Genomic DNA, 23,332 nt, shown 5'->3' with positions numbered 1-23,332 from the left:
GCTTCGCGACCCAGCGGGGGTAAACCCCCTCGCCACAGAAGCCCGCTCGGCTCAGGGTTACTCGTACTGGCTAAGCAACCGTTCCATCCGTGCATCAAGGCGGCGTTTGATTTCGGTTTCGATGTGCGGGGCGAAGTCGTCGATCACGTCTTGCATGATCAATTGCGCGGCGGCGCGCAGCTCGCTATCCAGGTGCAACAGGGCATCGGGGCCCTTGTTGGCGGCAGGAGCCGGCTGGGCGGCCGGGGCGGGTGGTGGCGGTTCGGCCTGGGGCGCATGGCCGACGGTGTCGAACAGCATGGGAATCTGTTCCTGGTCGCCTTCAATGACGGCGTCGGTCAGCAACGGCGGTTGCAGGTTGTCATCGCCGAGCAGTTGGCGGATCGACTCAAGGTCTTCCAGCAGGTGCACGGACTTTTGCGGTGGTTTTGGAGTGTCCATCGGAATGCTCAGAGTCGCTGTAAACGGTGATCTTGCAGAGGATAGCCCTGTTCGCGGTAGAAACGAAAACTCTCCCGCGCAGCCGCACGAATCGCCGGGTCTTCCACCACCACTTCCGCCACGCGGGCGAATTGTCTGGCAAAGGCCGGGACTTTCAGGTCGAGATTGACCAGCAGATCCTGATGCTGACCGCAGTCATCGCCAAGACCCAACACAATCAAACCGTCCGGCTCGCTTTCGGCAGGACCGTGGGGCACGAAGCTTTCGCCCTTGAACGCCCACAACCGCGCATCGAGCGCATCACGCTGGGCGGCATCGCTGCAATGCAGGTAAATGCGGTGGCCCATGCGCCAGGCTTTTTCGGTGAGCTTGCAGGCGAAATCCAGCCGCGCCGAAGGATCGGCGCTGGGCAGGATATAGAAGTCGACTTTGGTCATTGCGGTTCCTGAGTTGCAAGCGGCGTCACCCGAGAGTGACGCCGCTGCAAGTCATCGGTTTCAGGCTTTGGCGCGGTCCAGCAGGTATTGGGTCAGCAGGGGAACCGGACGGCCAGTGGCGCCCTTGTCCTTGCCGCCGCTGGTCCAGGCTGTGCCGGCGATGTCCAGGTGTGCCCAGTTCAGGTTCTTGGTGAAGCGCGACAGGAAGCAGGCGGCGGTGATGGTGCCGGCTTTCGGGCCGCCGATGTTGGCGATGTCGGCGAACGGGCTGTCCAGCTGCTCTTGATACTCATCGAACAGCGGCAGTTGCCAGGCGCGGTCGTCGGCGGCTTGGCCGGCGCTCAGCAGCTGGCCGATCAGTTCGTCGTTGTTGCCCAGCAGGCCCGAGGTGTGGGCGCCCAGTGCCACGACACAAGCACCGGTCAGGGTGGCGATGTCGATCACCGCTTGCGGCTTGAAGCGTTCGGAGTAGGTCAGGGCATCGCACAGCACCAGACGGCCTTCGGCGTCGGTATTGAGGATTTCAACTGTCTGGCCGCTCATGGTGGTGACGATGTCGCCCGGACGCGAAGCGTTGCCGCTCGGCATGTTCTCGGCGCAGGCCAGGATGCACACCAGGTTGATCGGCAGTTTCAGCTCAAGCACGGCACGCAGGGTGCCGAACACGCTGGCGGCGCCGCCCATGTCGTACTTCATCTCATCCATGCCGGCGCCTGGCTTGAGGCTGATGCCGCCGGTGTCGAAGGTGATGCCTTTGCCGACGAGGGCGTACGGCTTCTCGGATTTCTTGCCGCCGTTGTATTGCATGACGATCAGGCGCGGTGGCTGGGCGCTGCCCTGGCCAACGGCGTAGAACGAACCCATGCCCAGGTCCTTGATCTTCTTCTCATCGAGGACTTCGACCTTCAGGCTTTTGAACTCTTTGCCCAGGTTCTTGGCTTGTTCACCAAGGAACGTCGGGTGGCAGATGTTCGGCGGCAGGTTGCCCAGGTCACGGGTGAAGGCCATGCCGTTGGCGATCGCGGTGGCGTGGGCCACGGCGCGTTCGACTTCAGCCTGTGCCGCCTTGATGGTCACCAGAGTGACTTTCTTCAGGGAGCGCGGGTCGGCTTTCTGGCTCTTGAACTGTTCGAAGATGTACTCGCCGTCCACCAGTGTTTCGGCCAGCAGGCGGGTCTTGCCATAGCTGTCACGGCCCTTGACCACCACTTCGTCCAGGGCCAGCACTGCATCGCTGCCGCCCAGGCCTTTCAGGGTATTGAGGATGCCGGCGATGATTTTGCGGAACGGGCGATCGCCCAGTTCTTCATCCTTGCCCACGCCCACCAGCAGCACGCGTTCGGCCTTGAGGTTGGGCAGGCTGTGCAGCAACAGGCTTTGGCCGACTTTGCCGGCCAGGTCGCCGCGCTTGAGCACTGCGCTGATAGCGCCGCCGCTCAGTTCGTCGAGCTGCTTGGCAACGGTGCCGAGCTTGCGGCCTTCGCGGACGGAGACCACCAGGGTGGCGGTCTTCAACGTTTCCGGGCTAACGCTTTTTACAACCAGTTCCATGTCCGGGTCCCTGAATTAATGGTCAAACTGCGCGACGCGCAGAGGCTTGCTTATAAGTAGAAAGGCGCCGGTGTGTTGCCAGCGACAAAGGCCGCAGTTTGAACCTCGCTGCCTGCGCCTGACAACCCTCGGTTATGCGAACTTAAGCGGTTCAGGTGCCTGCTTGAGCATGCGCAGTGACAGGCGCACTCAATCACAGGATAATGCGCATCTTTTTCGGCGGCTCTGCCCTGCGGGCCGGCTGATATGTTTGCTTGTTTGGCCGCTTAGCCTGACAACCCTGGAGTGTCTGGTTTGATTGTCTTCCGTTATCTATCCCGCGAAGTCCTGTTGACCTTGAGCGCCGTCAGCGCCGTGCTGCTGGTCATCATCATGAGCGGACGCTTCATCAAATACCTCGCCCAGGCGGCCTCTGGGCTCCTGGACCCGGGCTCGCTGTTCCTGATCATGGGCTTTCGTCTGCCGGGTTTCCTGCAGCTGATTCTGCCTTTGGGGCTGTTTCTCGGGATCCTGCTGGCCTACGGTCGTCTGTATCTTGAAAGCGAAATGACCGTGTTGTCTGCCACTGGCATGAGCCAGCAGCGTCTGTTTGCCATGACTCTTTTTCCGGCGACCCTGGTTGCCCTGATCGTGGCGTGGCTGAGCCTGAGCCTGGCGCCACAAGGTGCCAACCAGTTCCAGCTGCTGCTGAACAAACAGGATGCACTGACCGAGTTCGACACCCTCGAGCCGGGTCGCTTCCAGGCCTTGCGCGACGGCACTCGGGTGACCTACACCGAGCAACTGTCGGATGACCGCATCAATCTGGGCGGCGTGTTCATCTCGCAAAAGAATGTCAGTTCCGACAACAAGGATCGGGGGATTTCCGTGCTGGTAGCCGAGAAGGGCCGTCAGGAAATCAGGCCCGATGGCAACCGTTACCTGATTCTCGACAACGGCTACCGCTACGACGGTAATCCGGGTCTGGCCGACTACCGCGCCATCAAGTACGACGAATACGGCGTATTACTGCCAAAACCGGACGTCAGCGACGAAGTGACCGACCGTGATGCGATGACCACCAGTTCCTTGCTGGCCAGCGACGACATCCGTTCGCGTACCGAACTGCAATGGCGCCTGTCCCTGCCGTTGCTGGTCTTCATCGTGACCCTGATGGCGGTGCCGCTGTCGCGGGTCAACCCGCGCCAGGGCCGTTTCCTCAAGCTGCTGCCGGCGATTCTTCTTTATATGGCTTACCTGACCATCCTGATTGCCGCTCGCGGCGCCCTTGAAAAGGGCAAAATCCCGGCCGCATTGGGCTTGTGGTGGGTGCATGCGGTTTTCCTGGTGATCGGTCTGGGCTTGCTGTACTGGGAGTCGCTGAGCTTGAAGATGGCGAGTCGCCGCAGCGCGCTGGAGGTGGCCCGTGGATAAGCTCGATCGCTACATCGGTAGCAGCGTGTTCATCGCGATCCTGGCGGTGCTGGGGATCATTCTGGGCTTGGCAACGCTGTTCGCCTTCATCGATGAGATGAGCGAAGTCAGCGATACCTACACGCTGATGGATGTCCTGAGTTACGTGTTGCTGACCGCGCCGCGCCGCCTGTACGACATGTTACCGATGGCGGCGCTGATCGGTTGCCTGATTGGTCTCGGCAGTCTGGCCAGTCACAGCGAGCTGACCATCATGCGTGCCGCCGGTGTGTCCATCGGTCGGATCGTCTGGGCCGTGATGAAGCCGATGCTGATCCTGATGGTGGTAGGGCTGGTGATTGGCGAGTACGTCGCGCCGGCCACGGAAATCACCGCTCAAGCCAACCGTTCGCTGGCCCAGGGCAGTGGCGATGCGCAAAGCGCCAAGCACGGTTTGTGGCACCGTCAGGGTGATGAGTTCATTCACGTCAACTCCGTGCAACCCAACGGTCTGCTGTACGGCGTGACCCGTTATCGTTTTGACGATCAACGCCACATGCTGTCTTCGAGCTTCGCCAAACGTGCGGAATTCGATACCGATCACTGGCAACTGACCGATGTCACGACCACGCTGTTCCATGACAAAAGTACCGAAGTGGTGACTGCCCCTGTGGAACGCTGGGAAATCGCCCTGAGCCCGCAGCTGCTGAGTACTGTGGTGATGGCGCCCGAGTCGTTGTCGATCAGCGGTCTGTGGAATTACATCCACTACCTGGCTGACCAGGGCCTGAGCAACGGTCGTTACTGGCTGGCGTTTTGGGTCAAGGTATTGCAGCCGCTGGTGACCGCTGCATTGGTGTTGATGGCGATTTCCTTCATCTTCGGTCCGCTGCGTTCGGTGACCCTCGGTCAGCGGGTCTTCACTGGTGTACTGGTGGGCTTCACCTTCCGTATCGTCCAGGATTTGCTCGGGCCTTCGAGCCTGGTGTTCGGTTTCTCGCCGCTGTTTGCGGTGCTGGTGCCGGCCGGTGTCTGCGCCCTGGCCGGGGTCTGGTTGCTGCGCCGGGCCGGTTGATTGTAGGAGCCGGCTTGCTGGCGATGGCATCGCTGCGGTCATCCAGACCCACCGCGGCGTCCCCATCGCCAGCAAGCCGGCTCCTACAAAAGTCGCCCAAAACGCCCCTGTCGCAAGACCGGGGCGTTTTTGTAGGCGCCGTCTGACCTGCAAACGTGACGCTTGCGCCGTGGATCAGGTACAATTCCCGGCTATTTTTCGGCGGGCTATGCCTGCAGCCTTTTTGAGTGTTGATCCGTGAGTGATTTGAGTCATATCCGCAATTTCTCCATCATCGCCCACATTGACCATGGCAAGTCGACGCTGGCCGATCGCTTCATCCAGATGTGCGGCGGCCTTGCCGAGCGCGAAATGGAAGCCCAGGTGCTGGACTCCATGGACCTGGAACGTGAACGCGGGATCACCATCAAGGCCCACAGCGTCACCCTGTATTACAAAGCCCGCGATGGCATCAACTACCAGCTGAACTTCATTGATACCCCGGGCCACGTCGACTTCACCTATGAAGTCAGCCGGTCGCTGGCGGCGTGTGAAGGTGCGTTGCTGGTGGTCGATGCCGGTCAGGGCGTCGAGGCGCAATCGGTTGCCAACTGCTACACGGCGATCGAACAGGGCCTGGAAGTCATGCCAGTGCTGAACAAGATCGACCTGCCACAGGCCGATCCGGAGCGCGTCAAGGAAGAAATCGAAAAAATCATCGGCATCGATGCCACCGACGCTGTCGAGTGCAGTGCCAAGACCGGCCTGGGCGTCGATGAAGTGCTCGAGCGTCTGGTTCACACCATTCCTGCGCCGACCGGCAACATCGAAGATCCGCTGCAAGCGTTGATCATCGACTCCTGGTTCGACAACTACCTGGGCGTTGTTTCCCTGGTTCGTGTGCGCCACGGTCGGGTGAAGAAGGGCGACAAGATTCTGGTCAAATCCACCGGCAAGATCCACCTGGTGGACAGCGTCGGTGTATTCAATCCAAAACACACTCCTACCGTCGACCTGAAGGCCGGTGAAGTGGGCTTCATCATCGCCAGCATCAAGGACATTCACGGTGCGCCGGTGGGCGATACCCTGACCTTGAGCTCGACGCCGGACGTCGACGTGCTGCCAGGCTTCAAACGCATTCAACCGCAGGTGTACGCCGGCTTGTTCCCGGTCAGCTCCGACGACTTCGAAGACTTCCGCGAGGCGCTGCAAAAGCTCACCCTCAACGATTCGTCGCTGCAATACACACCGGAAAGCTCTGACGCACTGGGCTTCGGCTTCCGTTGCGGCTTCCTCGGCATGCTGCACATGGAAATCATCCAGGAGCGCCTCGAGCGCGAATACAACCTGGACCTGATCACCACGGCGCCGACGGTAATCTTCGAGCTGCTGCTCAAGACCGGCGAGACGATCTACGTCGATAACCCGTCCAAGCTGCCAGACTTGTCTGCCATCGAAGATATGCGCGAGCCAATCGTGCGCGCCAATATTCTTGTGCCGCAAGAGCACCTGGGTAACGTCATTACCCTGTGTATCGAAAAACGTGGCGTACAGGTCGATATGCTGTTCCTCGGCTCCCAGGTACAAGTGACCTACGACCTGCCGATGAACGAAGTGGTGCTGGACTTCTTTGATCGTCTGAAGTCCACCAGTCGCGGCTATGCTTCTCTGGACTACCATTTCGATCGTTACCAATCGGCCAGCCTGGTGAAACTGGACGTGCTGATCAACGGCGACAAGGTCGACGCTCTGGCGCTGATCGTGCACCGTGACAACTCGCACTACAAAGGTCGCCAGTTGACCGAGAAGATGAAAGACCTGATTCCGCGGCAGATGTTCGACGTGGCAATCCAGGCCGCCATTGGCGGTCAGATTGTGGCGCGTACAACCGTCAAGGCACTCAGAAAGAACGTATTGGCCAAATGCTACGGTGGTGACGTCAGCCGTAAGAAAAAGCTGCTGGAAAAGCAAAAGGCCGGTAAAAAACGCATGAAGCAGGTCGGTAACGTGGAAATTCCACAAGAAGCCTTCCTTGCCGTGCTCAGGTTGGATAGTTAGGTCCTATGTCACTAAATTTCCCGCTGTTGCTGGTCATCGCCGTGTTCGTCTGCGGCCTGTTGGCGTTGCTCGATCTGCTGTTCCTGGCGCCACGGCGCCGGGCTGCCATCAACTCCTATCAGGGGAGCGTCAGCCAGGCTGACATGGTAGTGATCGAGAAACTGAACAAAGAGCCGCTGCTGGTCGAATACGGCAAGTCGTTCTTCCCGGTGTTGTTCATCGTGCTGGTGCTGCGTTCGTTCCTGGTGGAACCGTTCCAGATTCCTTCCGGCTCGATGAAACCAACCCTGGATGTCGGTGACTTCATTCTGGTGAACAAGTTTTCTTACGGGATCCGCCTGCCGGTGATCGACAAGAAAGTCATCGAAGTCGGTGATCCGCAGCGCGGCGATGTGATGGTGTTCCGCTACCCGAGCGACCCGAACGTCAACTACATCAAGCGTGTAGTGGGCCTGCCGGGCGACCAGATTCGCTACACCGCCGACAAGCGCCTGTTCGTCAACGGTGAGTCGATTGCCGAACAACTGGTCGGCTCCGAGCCGGGCACGTTGGGTAGCGCCGAGCTCTACAAGGAAAAACTCGGTGCCGCCGAGCACCTGATCCGCAAGGAAATGAGCCGCTACCGCGCAACGCCGGACCATTCGTGGACCGTGCCGGCCGGGCACTACTTCATGATGGGCGACAACCGCGACAACTCGAACGACAGTCGCTACTGGGATGATCCGAGCATTCCCAAGGATCTGCTGGGCATGGTTCCCGACAAGAATATCGTCGGCAAGGCCTTCGCAGTCTGGATGAGCTGGCCGGAACCCAAACTCGGTCACCTGCCGAATTTCTCGCGGGTTGGTCTGATCAAGTAATCACACACGGCGCTGTTGAACACAGCGCCGAATGCATTTCTGGAGTCGGCACAATCGGCGACAGGAGCATGAAAACAACGATATTCAGGACGTTATTTTTGAACACAGCGTTAATTGTCCCAAGCCTGCGCCGCATCAAGGCCCTGGCGGTGGAATCCAACCACGAACTCAGCGTGGGTAAACCGTGAGCGTCTCCTTAAGCCGTCTCGAGCGTCAGCTCGGTTACACCTTCAAGGATCAGGAACTGATGGTCCTGGCCCTGACTCACCGCAGTTTTGCCGGGCGCAACAACGAACGCCTGGAATTCCTCGGCGATGCCATCCTCAATTTCGTCGCGGGCGAGGCGCTGTTCGATCGCTTCCCGCTGGCCCGCGAAGGCCAGTTGTCGCGTTTGCGCGCACGCCTGGTGAAAGGTGAGACCCTGGCCGTACTGGCCCGTGGTTTTGACCTGGGTGAATACCTGCGCCTGGGCTCCGGCGAATTGAAAAGTGGCGGTTTCCGTCGCGAGTCGATTCTGGCCGATGCCCTCGAAGCGCTGATCGGTGCGATCTACCTGGACGCCGGCATGGAGGTGGCGCGCGAGCGTGTGCTGGCCTGGCTGGCCGGAGAGTTCGAAGGCCTGACGCTGGTCGACACCAACAAAGATCCGAAAACCCGCCTGCAGGAATTCCTGCAGTCCCGTGGTTGTGAGCTGCCGCGTTACGAAGTGGTGGATATCCAGGGTGAGCCGCATTGCCGGACGTTCTTCGTCGAATGTGAAATCATCTTACTGAATGAAAAAAGCCGAGGTCAGGGTGTGAGTCGTCGTATTGCCGAACAGGTAGCGGCCGCCGCAGCACTGATTGCCCTGGGTGTGGAGAATGGCAATGACTGATTCAACCGCAACTCGCTGTGGCTATGTTGCCATCGTCGGCCGTCCCAACGTGGGCAAGTCCACGCTGCTGAACCACATTCTGGGTCAGAAACTGGCGATCACCTCACGCAAGCCGCAGACCACCCGCCACAACATGCTCGGCATCAAGACCGAAGGTGACGTCCAGGCGATCTACGTCGACACCCCGGGTATGCACAAGGGCGGCGAAAAGGCCCTGAACCGTTACATGAACAAGACCGCTTCGGCGGCGTTGAAAGACGTCGACGTGGTGATCTTCGTGGTTGACCGTACCAAGTGGACCGACGAAGACCAGATGGTCCTCGAGCGCGTTCAGTACGTGACCGGTCCGCTGATCGTGGCGCTGAACAAGACCGACCGCATCGAAGACAAATCCGAGCTGATGCCGCACCTGACCTGGTTGCAGGAACAGCTGCCGAACGCGCAGATCATGCCGATCTCGGCCCAGCACGGGCACAACCTCGACACGCTGGAGCGAGTGATCGCCGAGCACCTGCCGGAAAACGATCACTTCTTCCCGGAAGATCAGATCACCGACCGCAGCAGCCGCTTCCTTGCCGCTGAACTGGTACGCGAAAAAATCATGCGCCAGTTGGGTGCCGAGCTGCCGTACCAGATCACCGTGGAAATCGAAGAGTTCAAGCAGCAGGGCAAAACCCTGCACATCCACGCCTTGATCCTCGTCGAACGTGACGGCCAGAAGAAAATCATCATTGGCGACAAGGGCGAGCGCATCAAGCGCATTGGCACCGAAGCGCGCAAGGACATGGAGCTGCTGTTCGACTCCAAGATCATGCTCAACCTGTGGGTCAAGGTGAAAGGCGGTTGGTCTGACGACGAGCGCGCCTTGCGTTCGCTGGGTTACGGCGACTTGTAAATCGTCCAGCAGCACATCGATTCAATTGTAGGAGCGAGCTTTTGTGGCGAGGGAGCTTGCTCCCGTTCGGCCGATCCGCGCCCGGGCGAAGCAGTCGTAAATCCTGGCATCGCGGTTTTACCTGAAACACTGAGGTGCATGGTTTTGGGGCCGCTTCGCAGCCCAGCGGGACGGTGCGGCGTTCCGACAAGCTCCTTCGCCACAGTGGATCTCCAGAGATTCGGAAACTGATGTCATCCAGCCCGCCCATCGGCCAACCCGCCTACGTGCTCCATTCCCGCGCCTACCGCGAAAGCAGTGCGCTGGTGGATTTCCTCACGCCGCAAGGTCGGCTGCGGGCGGTGTTGCGCAGTGCGCGGGGCAAGGCCGGGACGTTGGCGCGGCCGTTCGTGCCGCTGGAAGTCGAGTTCCGTGGCCGGGGCGAGCTGAAGAATGTCGGTCGCATGGAAAGCGCCGGCGTTTCCACCTGGCTCAATGGCGAAGCGCTGTTCAGTGGTCTCTACCTCAACGAATTGCTGATTCGCCTGCTGCCCGCCGAAGATCCTCATCCCGCGGTTTTCGATCACTACGCCGCGACCTTGCTTGCCCTGGCCGAAGGTCGACCACTGGAACCATTGCTGCGCTCCTTCGAATGGCGACTGCTCGATGATCTCGGTTACGGCTTTGCGCTGAATACCGACATCCATGGCGACCCCATCGCACCGGACGGTCTCTATCGCCTGCAAGTGGATGCGGGCCTGGAGCGGGTCTATCTGCTGCAGCCGGGCCTGTTCAATGGTACCGAACTGCTGGCCATGGCCGATGCCGACTGGTCTGCACCCGGTGCGCTGTCCGCCGCCAAGCGCTTGATGCGTCAGGCGTTGGCCGTTCACTTGGGTGGGCGTCCATTGGTTAGTCGTGAGTTGTTTCGAAAGCCGTAGTCTCCCCGTATGCTGTGCACCGAACTTCCCCCTTCTTCAGGAGCGCTTCCGTGACCACCAGCAATCGCATTCTTCTTGGCGTGAACATCGACCACGTTGCCACCCTGCGTCAGGCCCGGGGTACTCGTTACCCGGATCCAGTCAAGGCAGCGCTGGACGCGGAAGAGGCGGGTGCTGACGGCATCACCGTGCACTTGCGTGAAGACCGCCGGCACATTCAGGAGCGCGATGTCCTGCTGCTCAAGGACGTGCTGCAAACCCGCATGAACTTCGAAATGGGCGTCACTGAAGAAATGATGGCATTCGCCGAGCGTATCCGCCCGGCGCACGTTTGCCTGGTGCCGGAAACCCGTCAGGAACTGACCACTGAAGGCGGTCTGGACGTAGCGGGGCAGGAAGCGCGGATCAAGGCGGCGGTGGATCGCCTGGCGAAGATTGGCTGTGAAGTGTCGCTGTTCATCGACGCTGACGAGCGGCAGATTGAGGCGTCCCGTCGTGTCGGCGCGCCGGCCATTGAACTGCACACCGGGCGTTACGCGGACGCCGAGACGCCAACCGAGGTCGCTGAAGAGCTCAAACGCGTGGCCGATGGCGTGGCATTCGGTCTGGCCCAAGGCCTGATCGTCAACGCCGGCCACGGTTTGCACTATCACAACGTCGAGGCTGTTGCGGCAATCAAGGGCGTCAACGAACTGAACATCGGCCATGCGCTGGTGGCCCATGCGTTGTTCGTCGGGTTCAAGTCGGCGGTGTCGGAGATGAAGGCGCTGATTCTGGCTGCTGCACTAAAGGGTTGAGATCGGCGGTGCTGCCTTCGCGGGCAAGCCTCGCTCCTACAGTTTCGTGTCGATACGCAATTGTGTGTTCGACGCAAACCTGTAGGAGCGAGGCTTGCCCGCGAAGGCGTCATCGGAGACAACAATAATTTAAAGTTGTGGGGTTTCCTGGCTCGGCTTGGTCTTGTCGACCCCCGGCACATGCAGGTTGCCCTCGGCGACCTGGGTGCCTTCGAGCTGCGGCTGCGTGACCCACGTCAGGATGTCGTAGTAGCGACGGATGTTTGCCACGAAATGCACCGGTTCGCCGCCACGGGCGTAGCCATAACGAGTCTTGCTGTACCACTGCTTCTGCGACAGGCGCGGCAGTATTTTCTTCACGTCCAGCCACTTGTCCGGGTTCAACCCTTCCTTGGCCGCCAGTTTGCGCGCGTCATCCAGGTGACCGCTGCCAACGTTGTAGGCTGCCAGCGCGAACCACGTACGATCCGGCTCCTGGATCGACTCATCCAGTTGATCCTTCATGTAGACCAGGTATTTCGCGCCGCCCATGATGCTCTGCTTGGGGTCCAGGCGATTGGAAACGCCCATGGCTTGCGCCGTGTTCTGGGTCAGCATCATCAATCCGCGCACGCCGGTCTTGGACGTGACTGCCGCTTGCCACAGCGATTCCTGATAACCGATCGCCGCCAATAGACGCCAGTCGACCTTTTCTTCCTTGGCGGACGCCTTGAAGTGCTTCTCGTACTTGGGCAACCGCTGCTGCAAATGCTGGGCGAAGGTGGTGGCGCCCATGTAGCCGAGTACGTCGACATGCCCGTAGTAGCGGTCTTTGAGGCGTTGCAGGGTGCCGTTTTTCTTCACCTTGTCGAGGTAGGCGTTGATTTCGTTGAGCAGGCTGTTGTCATCGCCGGCGGCCACGGCCCAGCTCTGGTTGCTGGCATCACCGAGGTCGAAGGCGACCCGCACGTTGGGGAAGTAGACCTGGTTCATCGCCACTTCGTTGGAGTCGACCAGGGTCAGGTCGATCTGACCTTCGTCGACCATGCGCAGCAGGTCGACGACTTCAACCGCGTCGGACTCTTCGTATTCAATGCCGGGATATTTCTTTTTCAGCGCTGCCAATTGCTCGGCGTGGGTGCTGCCCTTGAGCACGATGATCTTCTTGCCGACCAGATCGCCTGCGTCGGTCGGCCGCGACTGGCCGTTGCGATAGATGATCTGCGGGGTGACTTCGAGGTAGGAATGGGAAAACCGCACCTGCTTTTTGCGGTCCTCGCTGCTGACCAGGCCGGCAGCAGCCAGCACCGGGCCATTTGGCTTGCCCACCTGATTGAACAGGTCGTCGAGGTTGTCGGCGGTTTCGATCTTGAGTTCGACCCCCAGATCGTCGGCGAAGCGCTTCACCAGCTCGTATTCGAAGCCGGTTTCACCGTTGCGATCCTGAAAGTAGGTGGCGGGGCTGTTCCGGGTAACCACCCGCAGCACGCCATCCTCCTTTACGCGCTCCAGCGTGTTGGGTTTATCAACACAGCCACTGAGCACCAGGAAGAGTCCGGTTGCGATCAGCCATTTGGCGTACCGCGGACGCAAAGCCGTTGGGGAAAACATCTGCGCAGTATACGCAAAGGACCACGAGCGCCATATCTCGACAGCGAAGGGCTTGTCTGCTAGGGCGTCAAAAACCCGCTTGGAGCCCGCAGGAATGGGCCCGAACAGCATTTTTTGACAGAAAAAATAACCCCCGGCGCGCACCTGTTCAGGGCCCGAACACCCGGCCCGACGTTCGGGTGCAACCGCGTGTACCGTTTCGGGTGATGTCGCGGGCGGTTTAGGCTAGAATGCACGGCCTCAAAGCACACCCCTTCCCGAGGCTGTCCCGAAGATGTTGATCCTGCGCGGCGCTCCTGCCCTTTCTGCCTTTCGCCACAGCAAACTCCTTGAGCAACTGAGCCAGAAGGTTCCAGCTGTCAGCGGCCTGTATGCTGAATTCGCTCACTTCGCCGAAGTTACCGGCGTCCTGACCGGCGACGAACAGCAGGTGCTTGCGCGCCTTCTGAAGTACGGCCCTAGCGTTCCGGTACAAGAGCCCACTGGTCGTCTGTTCCTGGTATTGCCGCGTTTCGGCACCATTTCGCCGTGGTCCAGTAAAGCCAGCGACATTGCTCGCAACTGCGGCCTGACCAAGATCCAGCGCCTTGAGCGTGGCATCGCGTTCTACGTCGCCGGCCAGTTCAGCGACGCCGAAGCGCAGCTGATCGCAGACGCGCTGCACGACCGCATGACCCAGATCGTGCTGGGCAACCTCGAACAAGCCTCCGGCCTGTTCAGCCACGCCGAGCCAAAACCGCTGACTGCCATCGACGTGTTGGGTGGCGGCCGCGCCGCGCTGGAAAAAGCCAACACCGAGCTGGGCCTGGCCCTGGCCGAAGACGAAATCGACTATCTGGTCAACGCCTTCCTTGGTTTGAAGCGCAACCCGCACGACATCGAACTGATGATGTTCGCCCAGGCGAACTCCGAGCACTGCCGTCACAAGATCTTCAACGCCAGTTGGGACATCGACGGTCAGAGCCAGGAAAAAAGCCTGTTCGGCATGATCAAGAACACCTACCAGATGCACAGCGAAGGTGTTCTGTCGGCTTATAAGGACAACGCCTCGGTCATCGTCGGCTCCGTGGCCGGTCGTTTCTTCCCGGACCCTGAAACCCGCCAGTACGGCGCGGTGCAGGAACCGGTGCACATCCTGATGAAAGTCGAAACGCACAACCACCCGACCGCGATTGCCCCGTTCCCGGGCGCATCCACCGGTAGCGGCGGCGAGATTCGCGACGAAGGCGCCACCGGTCGCGGCGCGAAGCCAAAGGCTGGCCTGACCGGTTTCACCGTGTCGAACCTGCAGATCCCGGGCTTCGAACAGCCGTGGGAAGTGCCGTATGGCAAACCCGAGCGCATCGTTACCGCGCTGGACATCATGATCGAAGGCCCGTTGGGCGGCGCTGCGTTCAACAATGAATTCGGCCGTCCGGCGCTGACCGGTTACTTCCGTACCTTCGAACAGTCGATCACCACCCCTCATGGTGACGAAGTGCGCGGTTACCACAAGCCGATCATGCTGGCTGGCGGCATGGGCAACATCCGTGAAGAACACGTCAAGAAAGGCGAAATCGTCGTTGGCTCCAAGCTGATCGTGCTTGGCGGCCCGGCAATGCTGATCGGTCTGGGCGGTGGCGCGGCTTCCTCCATGGCCACCGGCACCAGCTCGGCAGACCTGGACTTCGCTTCCGTACAACGTGAAAACCCTGAGATGGAGCGTCGTTGCCAGGAAGTCATCGACCGTTGCTGGCAACTGGGCGACAAAAACCCGATCAGCTTCATCCACGACGTCGGCGCTGGCGGTCTGTCCAACGCCTTCCCGGAACTGGTCAACGATGGCGACCGTGGTGGCCGTTTCGAACTGCGCAACATTCCAAACGACGAGCCGGGCATGGCCCCGCACGAAATCTGGAGTAACGAATCCCAGGAGCGCTACGTTCTGGCGGTCGGCCCGGCGGACTTCGAACGCTTCAAGGCGATCTGCGAGCGTGAGCGTTGCCCATTCGCGGTAGTCGGCGAAGCCACTGCCGAGCCGCAACTGACCGTGACCGACAGCCACTTCGGCAACAGCCCGGTGGACATGCCGCTCGAAGTGCTGCTGGGCAAAGCCCCGCGCATGCACCGTTCGGTGGTTCGTGAAAACGAGCTGGGCGACGATTTCGATCCGTCGACCCTCGACATCGCCAACTGCGTCGAGCGCGTTCTGCATCACCCGGCCGTGGCCAGCAAGAGCTTCCTGATCACCATCGGCGACCGCACCATCACCGGCCTCGTGGCCCGTGACCAGATGGTTGGCCCGTGGCAGGTTCCGGTGGCCGACGTTGCCGTTACCGCCACCAGCTTCGACGTTTATACCGGTGAAGCCATGGCCATGGGCGAGCGCACTCCGCTGGCTCTGCTGGACGCTCCGGCGTCGGGCCGCATGGCCATCGGCGAAACCCTGACCAACATCGCCGCCTCGCGCATCGCCAAGATCTCCGACATCAAACTGTCGGCGAACTGGATGTCCGCCGCCGGTCACCCAGGTGAAGACGCGCGTCTGTACGACACCGTGAAAGCGGTCGGCATGGAACTGTGCCCTGAGCTGGGCATCACCATTCCGGTGGGCAAGGACTCGATGTCCATGGCCACTCGCTGGAACGACGAAGGTGTCGATAAGGCGGTTACTTCGCCGATGTCGCTGATCGTGACCGGTTTCGCGCCAGTGGCTGACATCCGTCAGACCCTGACCCCGCAACTGCGCATGGACAAGGGCACCACCGACCTGATCCTGATCGACCTCGGTCGCGGCCAGAACCGCATGGGTGCCTCGATCCTCGCTCAGGTTCACGGCAAGCTCGGCAAACAGGCGCCGGACGTCGATGACGCCGAAGACCTGAAAGCCTTCTTCGCGGTGATCCAGGGCCTCAACGCCGACGGTCACCTGCTGGCTTACCACGACCGTTCCGACGGTGGTCTGCTGACCAGCGTGGTGGAAATGGCGTTTGCCGGCCACTGCGGCCTGAGCCTGAACCTCGACGGTCTGGCAGAGACTTCCGCCGATATCGCCGCGATCCTGTTCAACGAAGAACTGGGCGCTGTGATCCAGGTTCGCCAGGACGCCACCGCGGACATCCTCGCGCAGTTCAGCGCTGCTGGCCTGGGCGACTGCGTATCGGTGATCGGTCAGCCGATGAACAACGGCGAGATCAGCATCACGTTCAACGGCGATACCGTATTCGAAGGTCAGCGTCGTTTGCTGCAACGTCAGTGGGCTGAAACCAGCTACCAGATCCAGCGTCTGCGTGATAACGCCGATTGCGCCGAACAAGAGTTCGACGTGCTGCTGGAAGAAGACAACCCGGGCCTGAGCGTCAAGCTCAGCTATGACGTCAACCAGGACGTCGCCGCGCCTTACATCAAGAAAGGCATTCGTCCACAGGTTGCCGTGCTGCGTGAGCAGGGCGTCAACGGTCAGGTGGAAATGGCGGCCGCGTTCGACCGTGCCGGTTTCAACGCGATCGACGTGCACATGAGCGACATTCTGGCCGGTCGTGTCGACCTGAACGACTTCAAGGGCATGGTTGCTTGCGGCGGTTTCTCCTACGGCGACGTACTGGGTGCCGGTGAAGGCTGGGCCAAGTCCGCGCTGTTCAACAGCCGCGCTCGCGATGCCTTCCAGGGCTTCTTCGAACGTACCGACAGCTTCACCCTCGGCGTGTGCAACGGTTGCCAGATGATGTCCAACCTGCACGAGCTGATCCCGGGCAGCGAGTTCTGGCCGCACTTCGTGCGTAACCGTTCCGAGCAGTTCGAAGCCCGCGTGGCCATGGTTCAGATCCAGGAGTCGAACTCGATCTTCCTGCAGGGCATGGCCGGTTCGCGCATGCCGATCGCCATCGCCCACGGTGAAGGCCATGCCGAATTCGCCAGCGAAGAAGCCTTGCTGCAAGCCGATCTGTCGGGTTGCGTGGCGATGCGTTTCGTCGACAACCACGGCAAGGTCACCGAGAAATACCCGGCCAACCCGAACGGCTCGCCGCGCGGTATCACCGGTTTGACCAGCCGCGACGGTCGCGTGACCATCATGATGCCGCACCCGGAGCGTGTGTTCCGCGCGGTGCAGAACTCGTGGCGTTCGGAAGACTGGAACGAAGACGCACCTTGGATGCGTATGTTCCGTAACGCTCGCGTCTGGGTGAACTAAGAGCGGGGAGCTGATTGCCGTGTACAAGCTTTGCTTTTTTGTTCCGGCCAGTCATGTTGAAGTGGTCAAAAGCGCTGTATTCGCCGCCGGTGGCGGGCGGATCGGGGCTTATGACCACTGTGCATGGCAAGTATTTGGCCTGGGTCAGTTTCGTCCACTGGAGGGCAGTCAGCCGTTCATGGGTGAAGCTGGGCAGGTCGAGCAGGTTGAGGAGTGGAAGGTTGAGCTGGTGGTCAGCGATGAGTTGATTCGGGCGGTGGTGGTGGCTCTGAAAGAGAGTCATCCCTATGAGACGCCGGCTTATGAGGTATGGCGGTTGGAGGATTTCTGATCTTCCTGGCCGCTGAAATGAGAAACCTGCTGAAGTGATTTCAGCGGGTTTTTTATTGACTGCGATTTAGGGCGTGGCGGCCTTAGGGCCGACCAGGTTCTTGTTGATTGAGTACATATCCATTGCTGCGGTAACGGCGGCTTATGGTTTCGCCCTTACGGCGACTCCCTTTGGCAAACGCCCCAAAGGAAGCAAAGGTCTTCGCCCCAAGCGTCCGGCCCCTCGCTGAGGCTCGGCGTTCCTTCGCTCCGGTATCCATCTGGGGGCATCGCCCTACGGTCTGCTTCGCTACGACCTACATGCGATGGGTTCGACTGCGTCGAACGGCGCTGCGCGCCAATCCCCAGATGAACACCTGCGCTCAGCCTCCCGAAGGGGCGGGTGGGTCAAGATCAAAAGCGGCAGGCGAGCTAACGCTCGACCTGTAGTTTGGTGGGTGTACGCCGCTCCACTAATGTGGGAGCGGGCTTGCCCGCGATGGCGGTCTTACAGGCAATGATGTTTATTGATCTGTAAAAACTTCAGAACCTTCCCAGAAATTCATCAAGGCTGATTTCATTGTCATCGTTGCGGTTCACAACTTCCAACAACTGTTTGAGGCGTTCCGGCGAAAGATAACTGAAAGCCTCTTTAAATTCATCAACGGTGACAAGGCCATCTTTATTGAGGTCTTTTTCTTCAAAAGCCTTCTTGGCGCGCAGCTGCGCCGCTGTCAGTTCGCTCATACCGATTTCCTCCTTAAAAGTTACTGCTTGATGGGATCAACGTAGTGATGAGTGTTGTGATGGTCAACTGTCATATATGACAGTTGACAGTGCTGCGAATCAAGCGGTTGCGCCGTTCAACGGTGGGAGTGTGTTTGCTCGCGATGGCAACTTGATAGGCGTGGCGTTTAACGGCCAATCATCTATACGGAACCTTCCCACAAGATTTTCAGGTTGTCCGTCGGAAGTGTGCTTTCTAACCTCCCCGTGTCGCTGCCAATTCAGCGACCGGGACTGCAAGCCCGAAGAATTGTTAGGCGCTCATAGGCGCCGCATCAATAAGTGATGTCGGTCGCTCCAATGTTTTAGGAGCTCCACCATGATCAAAGACAATCCCGATCTCCCAGAAACCGACGTAGAAGATGTGGAAACAAACATGGAAAACGAATCCGTTTCCCCCTACACCTGCCTCAATTCCAAAAAACTCCACGATGCCGCAATCCGTGCACTCGATCACTATCTCGCGCCACCTTCCCAGAAGAAGGTCAAAGCCGAGCTGCGTCCAAGTACGATCTTCGTCGTCGCGCCCAACGTAGATTCAGAAACCCTGTTGGCCCATGCCTGTGAAACACTGGCTTCGGCGAATGTCATGGCCAGTGAGTTGGCGTTCGATCTCACCGGCCCAGCCTGCAATCTGGCCTTGGGCATTCAGCAGATGATTTCGTTGGCGGAGTTGTCGGTGAACCGGGTGCTGGATCAGGTCGATCCGCAGGGGTAGCACAATGAAAAAGCCCGCTGGACCAGTGACGGTCAGCGGGCTTTGAGATTTTCATTGGTAGTGCGGGGCTCTTCGCGGGCAAGCCTCGCTCCTACAGGGGAATGGTGTCGGACATCGACGTGCAAACAACACATACCTCGTAGGAGCGAGGCTTGCCCGCGAAGACTGACTGTCCCGCGCCTATGATCTAAACCCTGGCACTCACCTCACTGCGATTAACCAACGCTTCCAACGCACCACTCAAACTTGGCGCCTTGTCGCCAATCAACAGATGCCAAACGCCCCCCTCAAGTTGGCTGACACCCTGGCAACCAAGCGCTTTCAACTGGCCTTCCGACAACCCCGTGCCATCCGCCAGCTGCAACCGAATCCGGGTCATGGCGATGCAATCCATCTGCAGCACATTCTCGCCGCCGCCCAGCGCCTTCAACCATTGTTGGGCTTCAGTGTTCGTCACCGCCACAGGTTTTGGCTCATCGATATCAGCGGTAGGGGAGGCCACAACCGCGCGGCCCAAAGCCGGCATCGCCAACCGGATCTCGTCGGCAATGCTGTCTGCCATCGGCCCGACCACCACCTGCAAACTGCCGCCCTTGCCCGGACGCACTACCGCCATTGCACCCAACGCTTTCAAGTCCGCATCCGAGGCTTTGTTGCGATCAGCCATGTCCAACCGCAGTCGCGTGGTGCAAGCGCCGACCGTGATCAAATTCTCCGCACCGCCCAGCGCCTTGATATATGCCCCGGCGCGTTCATTCTCGGTGACCACAACTTTGTCGCCAGCCTGAACATCCTCACGCCCCGGCGTCTTCAGGTTGAAGCGGCGGATACAGAAATCAAACACCGCGTAGTAGATCACTGCATACGCCAGACCCACGGGAAGCACGCGCCAGCCGTTGGTGGATTCACCCCAGCCCAGAATCATGTCGATGAAACCGCCGGAAAAGGTAAACCCCAGGTGAATGTTCAGCAGGTTGGTGACGGCCATCGACAGTCCCGTTAGCAGCGCATGAAGCAAAAACAGTAGCGGTGCGAGGAACATGAAGGCGAATTCGATCGGCTCGGTGACGCCGGTCAAAAACGAGGTCAGGGCCATGGACAGGAAGATCCCGCCCATGACTTTGCGCCGTTCCGGCAGGGCGTTGCGGTACATCGCCAGGCACGCGGCGGGCAGGCCGAAGATCATCATCGGGAACATGCCGGTCATGAACTGGCCGCCTTTCGGGTCGCCGGCAAAGTAACGTGACAGGTCGCCGGTCACCAGTGCGCCCGTGGTCGGATCGGTGAAGTTGCCGAACACGAACCACGCCATGTTGTTGAGGATGTGGTGCAGGCCGGTGACGATCAGCAAGCGGTTGAACACGCCGAAGATGAACGCACCAAAGCTGCCGCTCTCCATCATCAACGTGCCGAAGCCGTTGATGCCGTGCTGGATCGGTGGCCAGATGAAACCGAAGATGACGCCCAGGCCGACGGCAGCGAACCCGGTGACTATCGGCACGAAACGCCGACCGCCGAAGAACGCCAGGTATTCCGGCAGCTTGATGTCTTTGAAGCGGTTGTACAGCGCACCGGCCATCAGGCCGCTGACGATCCCGGCCAGCATGCCCATGTTGATGCTCGAGTCGAGCACCTTGAGGGTGGAGATCATCACCAGATAACCAATGACCCCGGCCAGGCCTGCGGTGCCGTTGTTGTCCTTGGCAAAACCGACCGCGATGCCGATGGCGAAGATCAGCGCCAGGTTGGCGAAAATCACCTGGCCGGCGTCGTGGATGATCGCGATGTCCAGCAGGTCAGTGTCGCCCAGACGCAGCAGTAACCCGGCAATCGGCAGGATCGCGATCGGCAGCATCAGCGCGCGACCGAGGCGCTGCAGGCCTTCGATGAAGTATTGGTACATGGCGGATCTCCCTGGATTCTTATCGTTGTTGTTCAGCTCAGAGGCCATTGCTGGTGACAGGCGTGACGCACCGCGCCGGCGCTGCTCAGCTTGAGCAGGTCCTGGCTGATGCGTCGGCATTCGGTGGCGTCGAGGTGGCGTACGCGGTCCTTGATTTCACCGATTTGCACCGGGCTGACCGACAACTCGCTGACGCCCAGGCCAATCAGTACCGGCGTGGCCAACGGATCGGAGGCGAGGGCGCCGCAGACCCCGACCCACCGGTTATGCACCGCTGCACCGGCGCAGGTCTGGGCGATCAGCCGCAGCAGCGCCGGGTGCATCGCATCGACGCGGGAGGCGAGGCCGGCGTGGTCGCGGTCCATGGCCAGGGTGTATTGCGACAAGTCGTTGGTGCCGATGGACAGGAAGTCCGCGTGCTCGGCCAGTTGCTCGGCCAGCAGTGCGGCGGCCGGAACCTCGATCATCACGCCCAGCTGCGGGCGCTCACTCACATTAAGTTCAATGCACAACGCGTCGAGACGCTGGCGGATGTGCAGCAACTCATCGACTTCGGTGACCATCGGCAACAGGATCCGGCAGCGCGACAGCGGGCTGACCTGCAGCAGGGCGCGCAGTTGCTGATCCAGCAGTTCCGGGCGCACCTGAGCCAGACGAATGCCGCGCAAACCAAGCACCGGGTTCGCTTCGACAGGGAGCGGTAAATAGTCGAGCTGTTTATCGCCACCGACATCGATGGTGCGGATGATCACCGACTTGTCGCCCATGGCGTCGAGCACGGCTTGATAGGCGGCGTGCTGCTCCTGTTCGTCCGGCGCGGTTTGGCGGTCGACGAAGAGGAATTCGGTACGCAGCAGACCGACGCCATCGGCACCGTTGGCCAGGGCATCAGCTGCCTCGGCACTGGAAGCGACATTGGCGGCGACTTCGATTGGCAAACCATCAAGTGTCAGTGCCGGGACGTGAGCCTGAGACTGTTGAAGCGCGCGACGTTGCTGATGATCGAGTTGCGCCTGATGCACCTCGGCTAGGCGCTCGGCAGTCGGTATCAGTTCGAGGCGACCGCCGTCGGCATCCAGCACCACCGCTTGACCTTGCTCCTGATCGAGCAGCGTCGAGCCCAGTGCAACCATGCACGGCAAGCCTTTGCCGCGAGCGAGAATCGCCACATGGGACGTCGCGCCACCTTCGGCCATGCACAACCCGGCCACCCCTTGTTGGCTCAGTTGCAGCAAATCGGACGGGGTCAGTTCATGGGCGGCGACAATGGCGCCGGCCGGTACGTCGTAATGCCAGGCCTCACCCAGCAAGGCGCGCAGCACCCGTTGCTTGAGGTCACGCAGGTCGTTGGCGCGTTCGGCCAGCAACGGGCTGCCGAGTTGCAGCAGCACCTCGCATTGCACGTCGATGGATTGACTCCAGGCGTGAGTCGCGGCGATGCCTTGGTCGATGGATTGATGAGCCGCATCGAGCAGCGCCGGGTCTTCGAGCAATGCCAGGTGCGCGGCGAAGATCGCTTCTTCATCGGTGTTCTTGTGCTTCTTCGCTTGGGCCCGTGTGCCGTCGATTTCGCTGCGTACTTGAGTCAGCGCGGTGTCCAGCGCGTAACGTTGTTGCTTCGGCTCATGATTACCAGCATCTACTGGAAGACTGATCGAGTTCAGACGAAACAACGGCCCGCCCACCAGGCCTGGAGCTGCGCACACACCGTGCAGCACACCCGCTTCGGCGGGGCGATTGCGTTGGGCTATTGGCGTTGGTGCGGCAGCGTGGTTGTCTTCGGCCAGGGCTGTGGATAACGCGGCCAACAGGGCTTGCAGCGCCGCTTCGGCATCCGGCCCCTGGCAACTGACCCGGATTTCATCCCGCTCACCGACAGCCAGCCCCATCAGGCCGATCAAACTGTCGCAGGCCGCCGATTTACCGGCGAAGTGCAGCCAGGATTTGCTCTTGAACTGTTGGGCGGTTTGGCGGATCAGCGCCGCAGGCCGGGCGTGCAAGCCACCGCGATGGGCGACATGAACATGCCCTTGAACCTCGATGCCGAGCACTTCAATGTCGATCTGCGCGCTGTTCGTTACTTTCGGCACGATGTGCAGCAGCGGATCGCCCACCTTCACTGATTTCAGCGTAATCGGACGTGCTTGGAAGTCCTGACTGTTGGTCAGAATCATCAGGCTGACCAGGCTTTTGCACTGCTGCGCGACCTGGTCCAGGTCATAGCGCAGCAGCGGCTGGCCATTGCTGACCCGCGCACCTTCCTTGACCAGCATCGAGAAACCGACACCCTGCAACTCGACCGTATCAAGGCCCAGATGAAGCAGTAACTCGGCGCCGTTATCGGCGCGCAAGGTGATGGCGTGACCGGTGCGGGCGATGTGGATCACGACCGCTTCACAGGGCGAGTACAGAGTGTCGTTCAATGGATCGATGGCGATCCCGTCGCCCATGGCGCCACTGGCGAACACCGGGTCCGGGACTTTCGCGAGTGTGAGCACCGGGCCGCTGAGCGGGGCGCTGAGGGTCAGCTCTTTATTGTTGTTGTGCATGGCTCGGCCTCATCAGGAAAGCTTCAA

At 60.3% G+C, this 23,332-nt stretch carries 18 protein-coding genes; 11 read left to right on the top strand and 7 right to left on the bottom strand.

Going from position 1 to position 23,332, the window contains the following annotated elements:
* Positions 1–57: 57 nt before the first annotated feature.
* From AF70_RS06720 to AF70_RS06710, 3 genes are read right to left on the bottom strand one after another with little or no spacing between them, the layout of a single operon-like run.
* Entirely contained in the window at positions 58–441 is a 384-nt protein-coding gene (locus AF70_RS06720; RefSeq protein ID WP_028940332.1) for a hypothetical protein, read from the bottom strand.
* Positions 442–449: 8 nt separating this feature from the next.
* Positions 450–878 carry a DNA polymerase III subunit chi gene (locus AF70_RS06715; protein WP_018927096.1) on the bottom strand — a complete coding sequence of 143 codons (429 nt, stop codon included), beginning with the start codon at positions 876–878 and terminating at the stop codon, positions 450–452.
* Between the two features lie 60 nt (positions 879–938).
* Positions 939–2,429: a leucyl aminopeptidase gene (locus tag AF70_RS06710; protein ID WP_018927095.1), complete on the bottom strand. Its 1,491-nt coding sequence runs from the start codon at positions 2,427–2,429 to the stop codon at positions 939–941.
* A 294-nt stretch (positions 2,430–2,723) separates the two neighbouring features.
* On the opposite strand from AF70_RS06710, the gene lptF reads away from it, so the two are divergent.
* The 8 genes from lptF to pdxJ all read left to right on the top strand — a co-directional run bounded on the left by lptF (position 2,724) and on the right by pdxJ (position 11,279).
* Positions 2,724–3,842: an LPS export ABC transporter permease LptF gene (gene lptF, locus AF70_RS06705; protein WP_028940331.1), complete on the top strand. Its 1,119-nt coding sequence runs from the start codon at positions 2,724–2,726 to the stop codon at positions 3,840–3,842.
* The gene (gene lptG, locus AF70_RS06700; protein ID WP_018927093.1) at positions 3,835–4,896 is read left to right on the top strand and encodes an LPS export ABC transporter permease LptG; all 1,062 of its coding nucleotides are present in this window, start codon (positions 3,835–3,837) and stop codon (positions 4,894–4,896) included. The genes lptF and lptG overlap by 8 nt, the downstream gene beginning before the upstream one ends.
* Before the next feature lie 237 nt (positions 4,897–5,133).
* A complete protein-coding gene (gene lepA / locus AF70_RS06695; protein ID WP_018927092.1) occupies positions 5,134–6,933 on the top strand; it encodes a translation elongation factor 4 in 1,800 nt (599 codons plus the stop codon).
* Between the two features lie 5 nt (positions 6,934–6,938).
* Complete coding sequence (gene lepB, locus AF70_RS06690) at positions 6,939–7,793, top strand: signal peptidase I (protein ID WP_018927091.1); 855 nt, start codon at positions 6,939–6,941, stop codon at positions 7,791–7,793.
* A gap of 184 nt (positions 7,794–7,977) precedes the next feature.
* The gene (rnc, locus tag AF70_RS06685; protein ID WP_018927089.1) at positions 7,978–8,667 is read left to right on the top strand and encodes a ribonuclease III; all 690 of its coding nucleotides are present in this window, start codon (positions 7,978–7,980) and stop codon (positions 8,665–8,667) included.
* A complete protein-coding gene (era, locus tag AF70_RS06680; RefSeq protein WP_007936226.1) occupies positions 8,660–9,562 on the top strand; it encodes a GTPase Era in 903 nt (300 codons plus the stop codon). The genes rnc and era overlap by 8 nt, the downstream gene beginning before the upstream one ends.
* Positions 9,563–9,792: 230 nt before the next feature.
* The gene (gene recO / locus AF70_RS06675) at positions 9,793–10,482 is read left to right on the top strand and encodes a DNA repair protein RecO (protein ID WP_018927087.1); all 690 of its coding nucleotides are present in this window, start codon (positions 9,793–9,795) and stop codon (positions 10,480–10,482) included.
* Between the two features lie 50 nt (positions 10,483–10,532).
* Positions 10,533–11,279, top strand: coding sequence for a pyridoxine 5'-phosphate synthase (gene pdxJ, locus AF70_RS06670; protein ID WP_019581078.1), 747 nt, complete (start codon positions 10,533–10,535; stop codon positions 11,277–11,279).
* Between the two features lie 129 nt (positions 11,280–11,408).
* Here pdxJ and mltF read toward each other — a convergent pair whose 3' ends face one another.
* On the bottom strand, positions 11,409–12,869 hold the full coding sequence (gene mltF / locus AF70_RS06665; RefSeq protein ID WP_019581077.1) for a membrane-bound lytic murein transglycosylase MltF: 1,461 nt from the start codon (positions 12,867–12,869) through the stop codon (positions 11,409–11,411).
* A gap of 274 nt (positions 12,870–13,143) precedes the next feature.
* Here mltF and purL point away from each other — a divergent pair, with 274 nt between their 5' ends.
* Together purL and AF70_RS06655 are read left to right on the top strand one after the other, a co-directional pair.
* Positions 13,144–17,040, top strand: coding sequence for a phosphoribosylformylglycinamidine synthase (purL, locus tag AF70_RS06660; RefSeq protein WP_018927085.1), 3,897 nt, complete (start codon positions 13,144–13,146; stop codon positions 17,038–17,040).
* Positions 17,041–17,059: 19 nt separating this feature from the next.
* The gene (locus AF70_RS06655; RefSeq protein WP_019581076.1) at positions 17,060–17,371 is read left to right on the top strand and encodes a YqfO family protein; all 312 of its coding nucleotides are present in this window, start codon (positions 17,060–17,062) and stop codon (positions 17,369–17,371) included.
* A 521-nt stretch (positions 17,372–17,892) separates the two neighbouring features.
* Here AF70_RS06655 and AF70_RS06650 read toward each other — a convergent pair.
* Positions 17,893–18,096 (bottom strand): EF-hand domain-containing protein, encoded by a 204-nt coding sequence (locus AF70_RS06650; protein WP_028940330.1) that lies wholly within the window; start codon positions 18,094–18,096, stop codon positions 17,893–17,895.
* Positions 18,097–18,454: 358 nt separating this feature from the next.
* Between AF70_RS06650 and AF70_RS06645 the strand changes: the two genes are divergently transcribed.
* Entirely contained in the window at positions 18,455–18,853 is a 399-nt protein-coding gene (locus tag AF70_RS06645; RefSeq protein ID WP_028940329.1) for a DUF6124 family protein, read from the top strand.
* Between the two features lie 187 nt (positions 18,854–19,040).
* On the opposite strand, the gene nagE is transcribed toward AF70_RS06645, so the two are convergent.
* Both nagE and ptsP read right to left on the bottom strand, forming a co-directional pair.
* Positions 19,041–20,756 (bottom strand): N-acetylglucosamine-specific PTS transporter subunit IIBC, encoded by a 1,716-nt coding sequence (gene nagE / locus AF70_RS06640; protein WP_028940328.1) that lies wholly within the window; start codon positions 20,754–20,756, stop codon positions 19,041–19,043.
* A gap of 32 nt (positions 20,757–20,788) precedes the next feature.
* On the bottom strand, positions 20,789–23,305 hold the full coding sequence (gene ptsP / locus AF70_RS06635) for a phosphoenolpyruvate--protein phosphotransferase (protein WP_028940327.1): 2,517 nt from the start codon (positions 23,303–23,305) through the stop codon (positions 20,789–20,791).
* Positions 23,306–23,332 lie beyond the last annotated feature (27 nt).

Source organism: Pseudomonas sp. KD5, from assembly GCF_012932895.1.
Taxonomy (GTDB): Bacteria; Pseudomonadota; Gammaproteobacteria; order Pseudomonadales; family Pseudomonadaceae; genus Aquipseudomonas.
This window is presented reverse-complemented; position numbering and strand designations above follow the sequence as displayed.

What these genes read in the sequence shown, in the direction of transcription:
- AF70_RS06720 (WP_028940332.1), bottom strand. Translation starts at nt 441, where the DNA reads ATGGACACTCCAAAACCACCGCAAAAGTCCGTGCACCTGCTGGAAGAC.
- AF70_RS06715 (WP_018927096.1), bottom strand. Translation starts at nt 878, where the DNA reads ATGACCAAAGTCGACTTCTATATCCTGCCCAGCGCCGATCCTTCGGCG.
- AF70_RS06710 (WP_018927095.1), bottom strand. Translation starts at nt 2,429, where the DNA reads ATGGAACTGGTTGTAAAAAGCGTTAGCCCGGAAACGTTGAAGACCGCC.
- lepB (WP_018927091.1), top strand. Translation starts at nt 6,939, where the DNA reads ATGTCACTAAATTTCCCGCTGTTGCTGGTCATCGCCGTGTTCGTCTGC.
- era (WP_007936226.1), top strand. Translation starts at nt 8,660, where the DNA reads ATGACTGATTCAACCGCAACTCGCTGTGGCTATGTTGCCATCGTCGGC.
- recO (WP_018927087.1), top strand. Translation starts at nt 9,793, where the DNA reads ATGTCATCCAGCCCGCCCATCGGCCAACCCGCCTACGTGCTCCATTCC.
- mltF (WP_019581077.1), bottom strand. Translation starts at nt 12,869, where the DNA reads ATGTTTTCCCCAACGGCTTTGCGTCCGCGGTACGCCAAATGGCTGATC.
- purL (WP_018927085.1), top strand. Translation starts at nt 13,144, where the DNA reads ATGTTGATCCTGCGCGGCGCTCCTGCCCTTTCTGCCTTTCGCCACAGC.
- AF70_RS06650 (WP_028940330.1), bottom strand. Translation starts at nt 18,096, where the DNA reads ATGAGCGAACTGACAGCGGCGCAGCTGCGCGCCAAGAAGGCTTTTGAA.
- AF70_RS06645 (WP_028940329.1), top strand. Translation starts at nt 18,455, where the DNA reads ATGATCAAAGACAATCCCGATCTCCCAGAAACCGACGTAGAAGATGTG.
- nagE (WP_028940328.1), bottom strand. Translation starts at nt 20,756, where the DNA reads ATGTACCAATACTTCATCGAAGGCCTGCAGCGCCTCGGTCGCGCGCTG.
- ptsP (WP_028940327.1), bottom strand. Translation starts at nt 23,305, where the DNA reads ATGCACAACAACAATAAAGAGCTGACCCTCAGCGCCCCGCTCAGCGGC.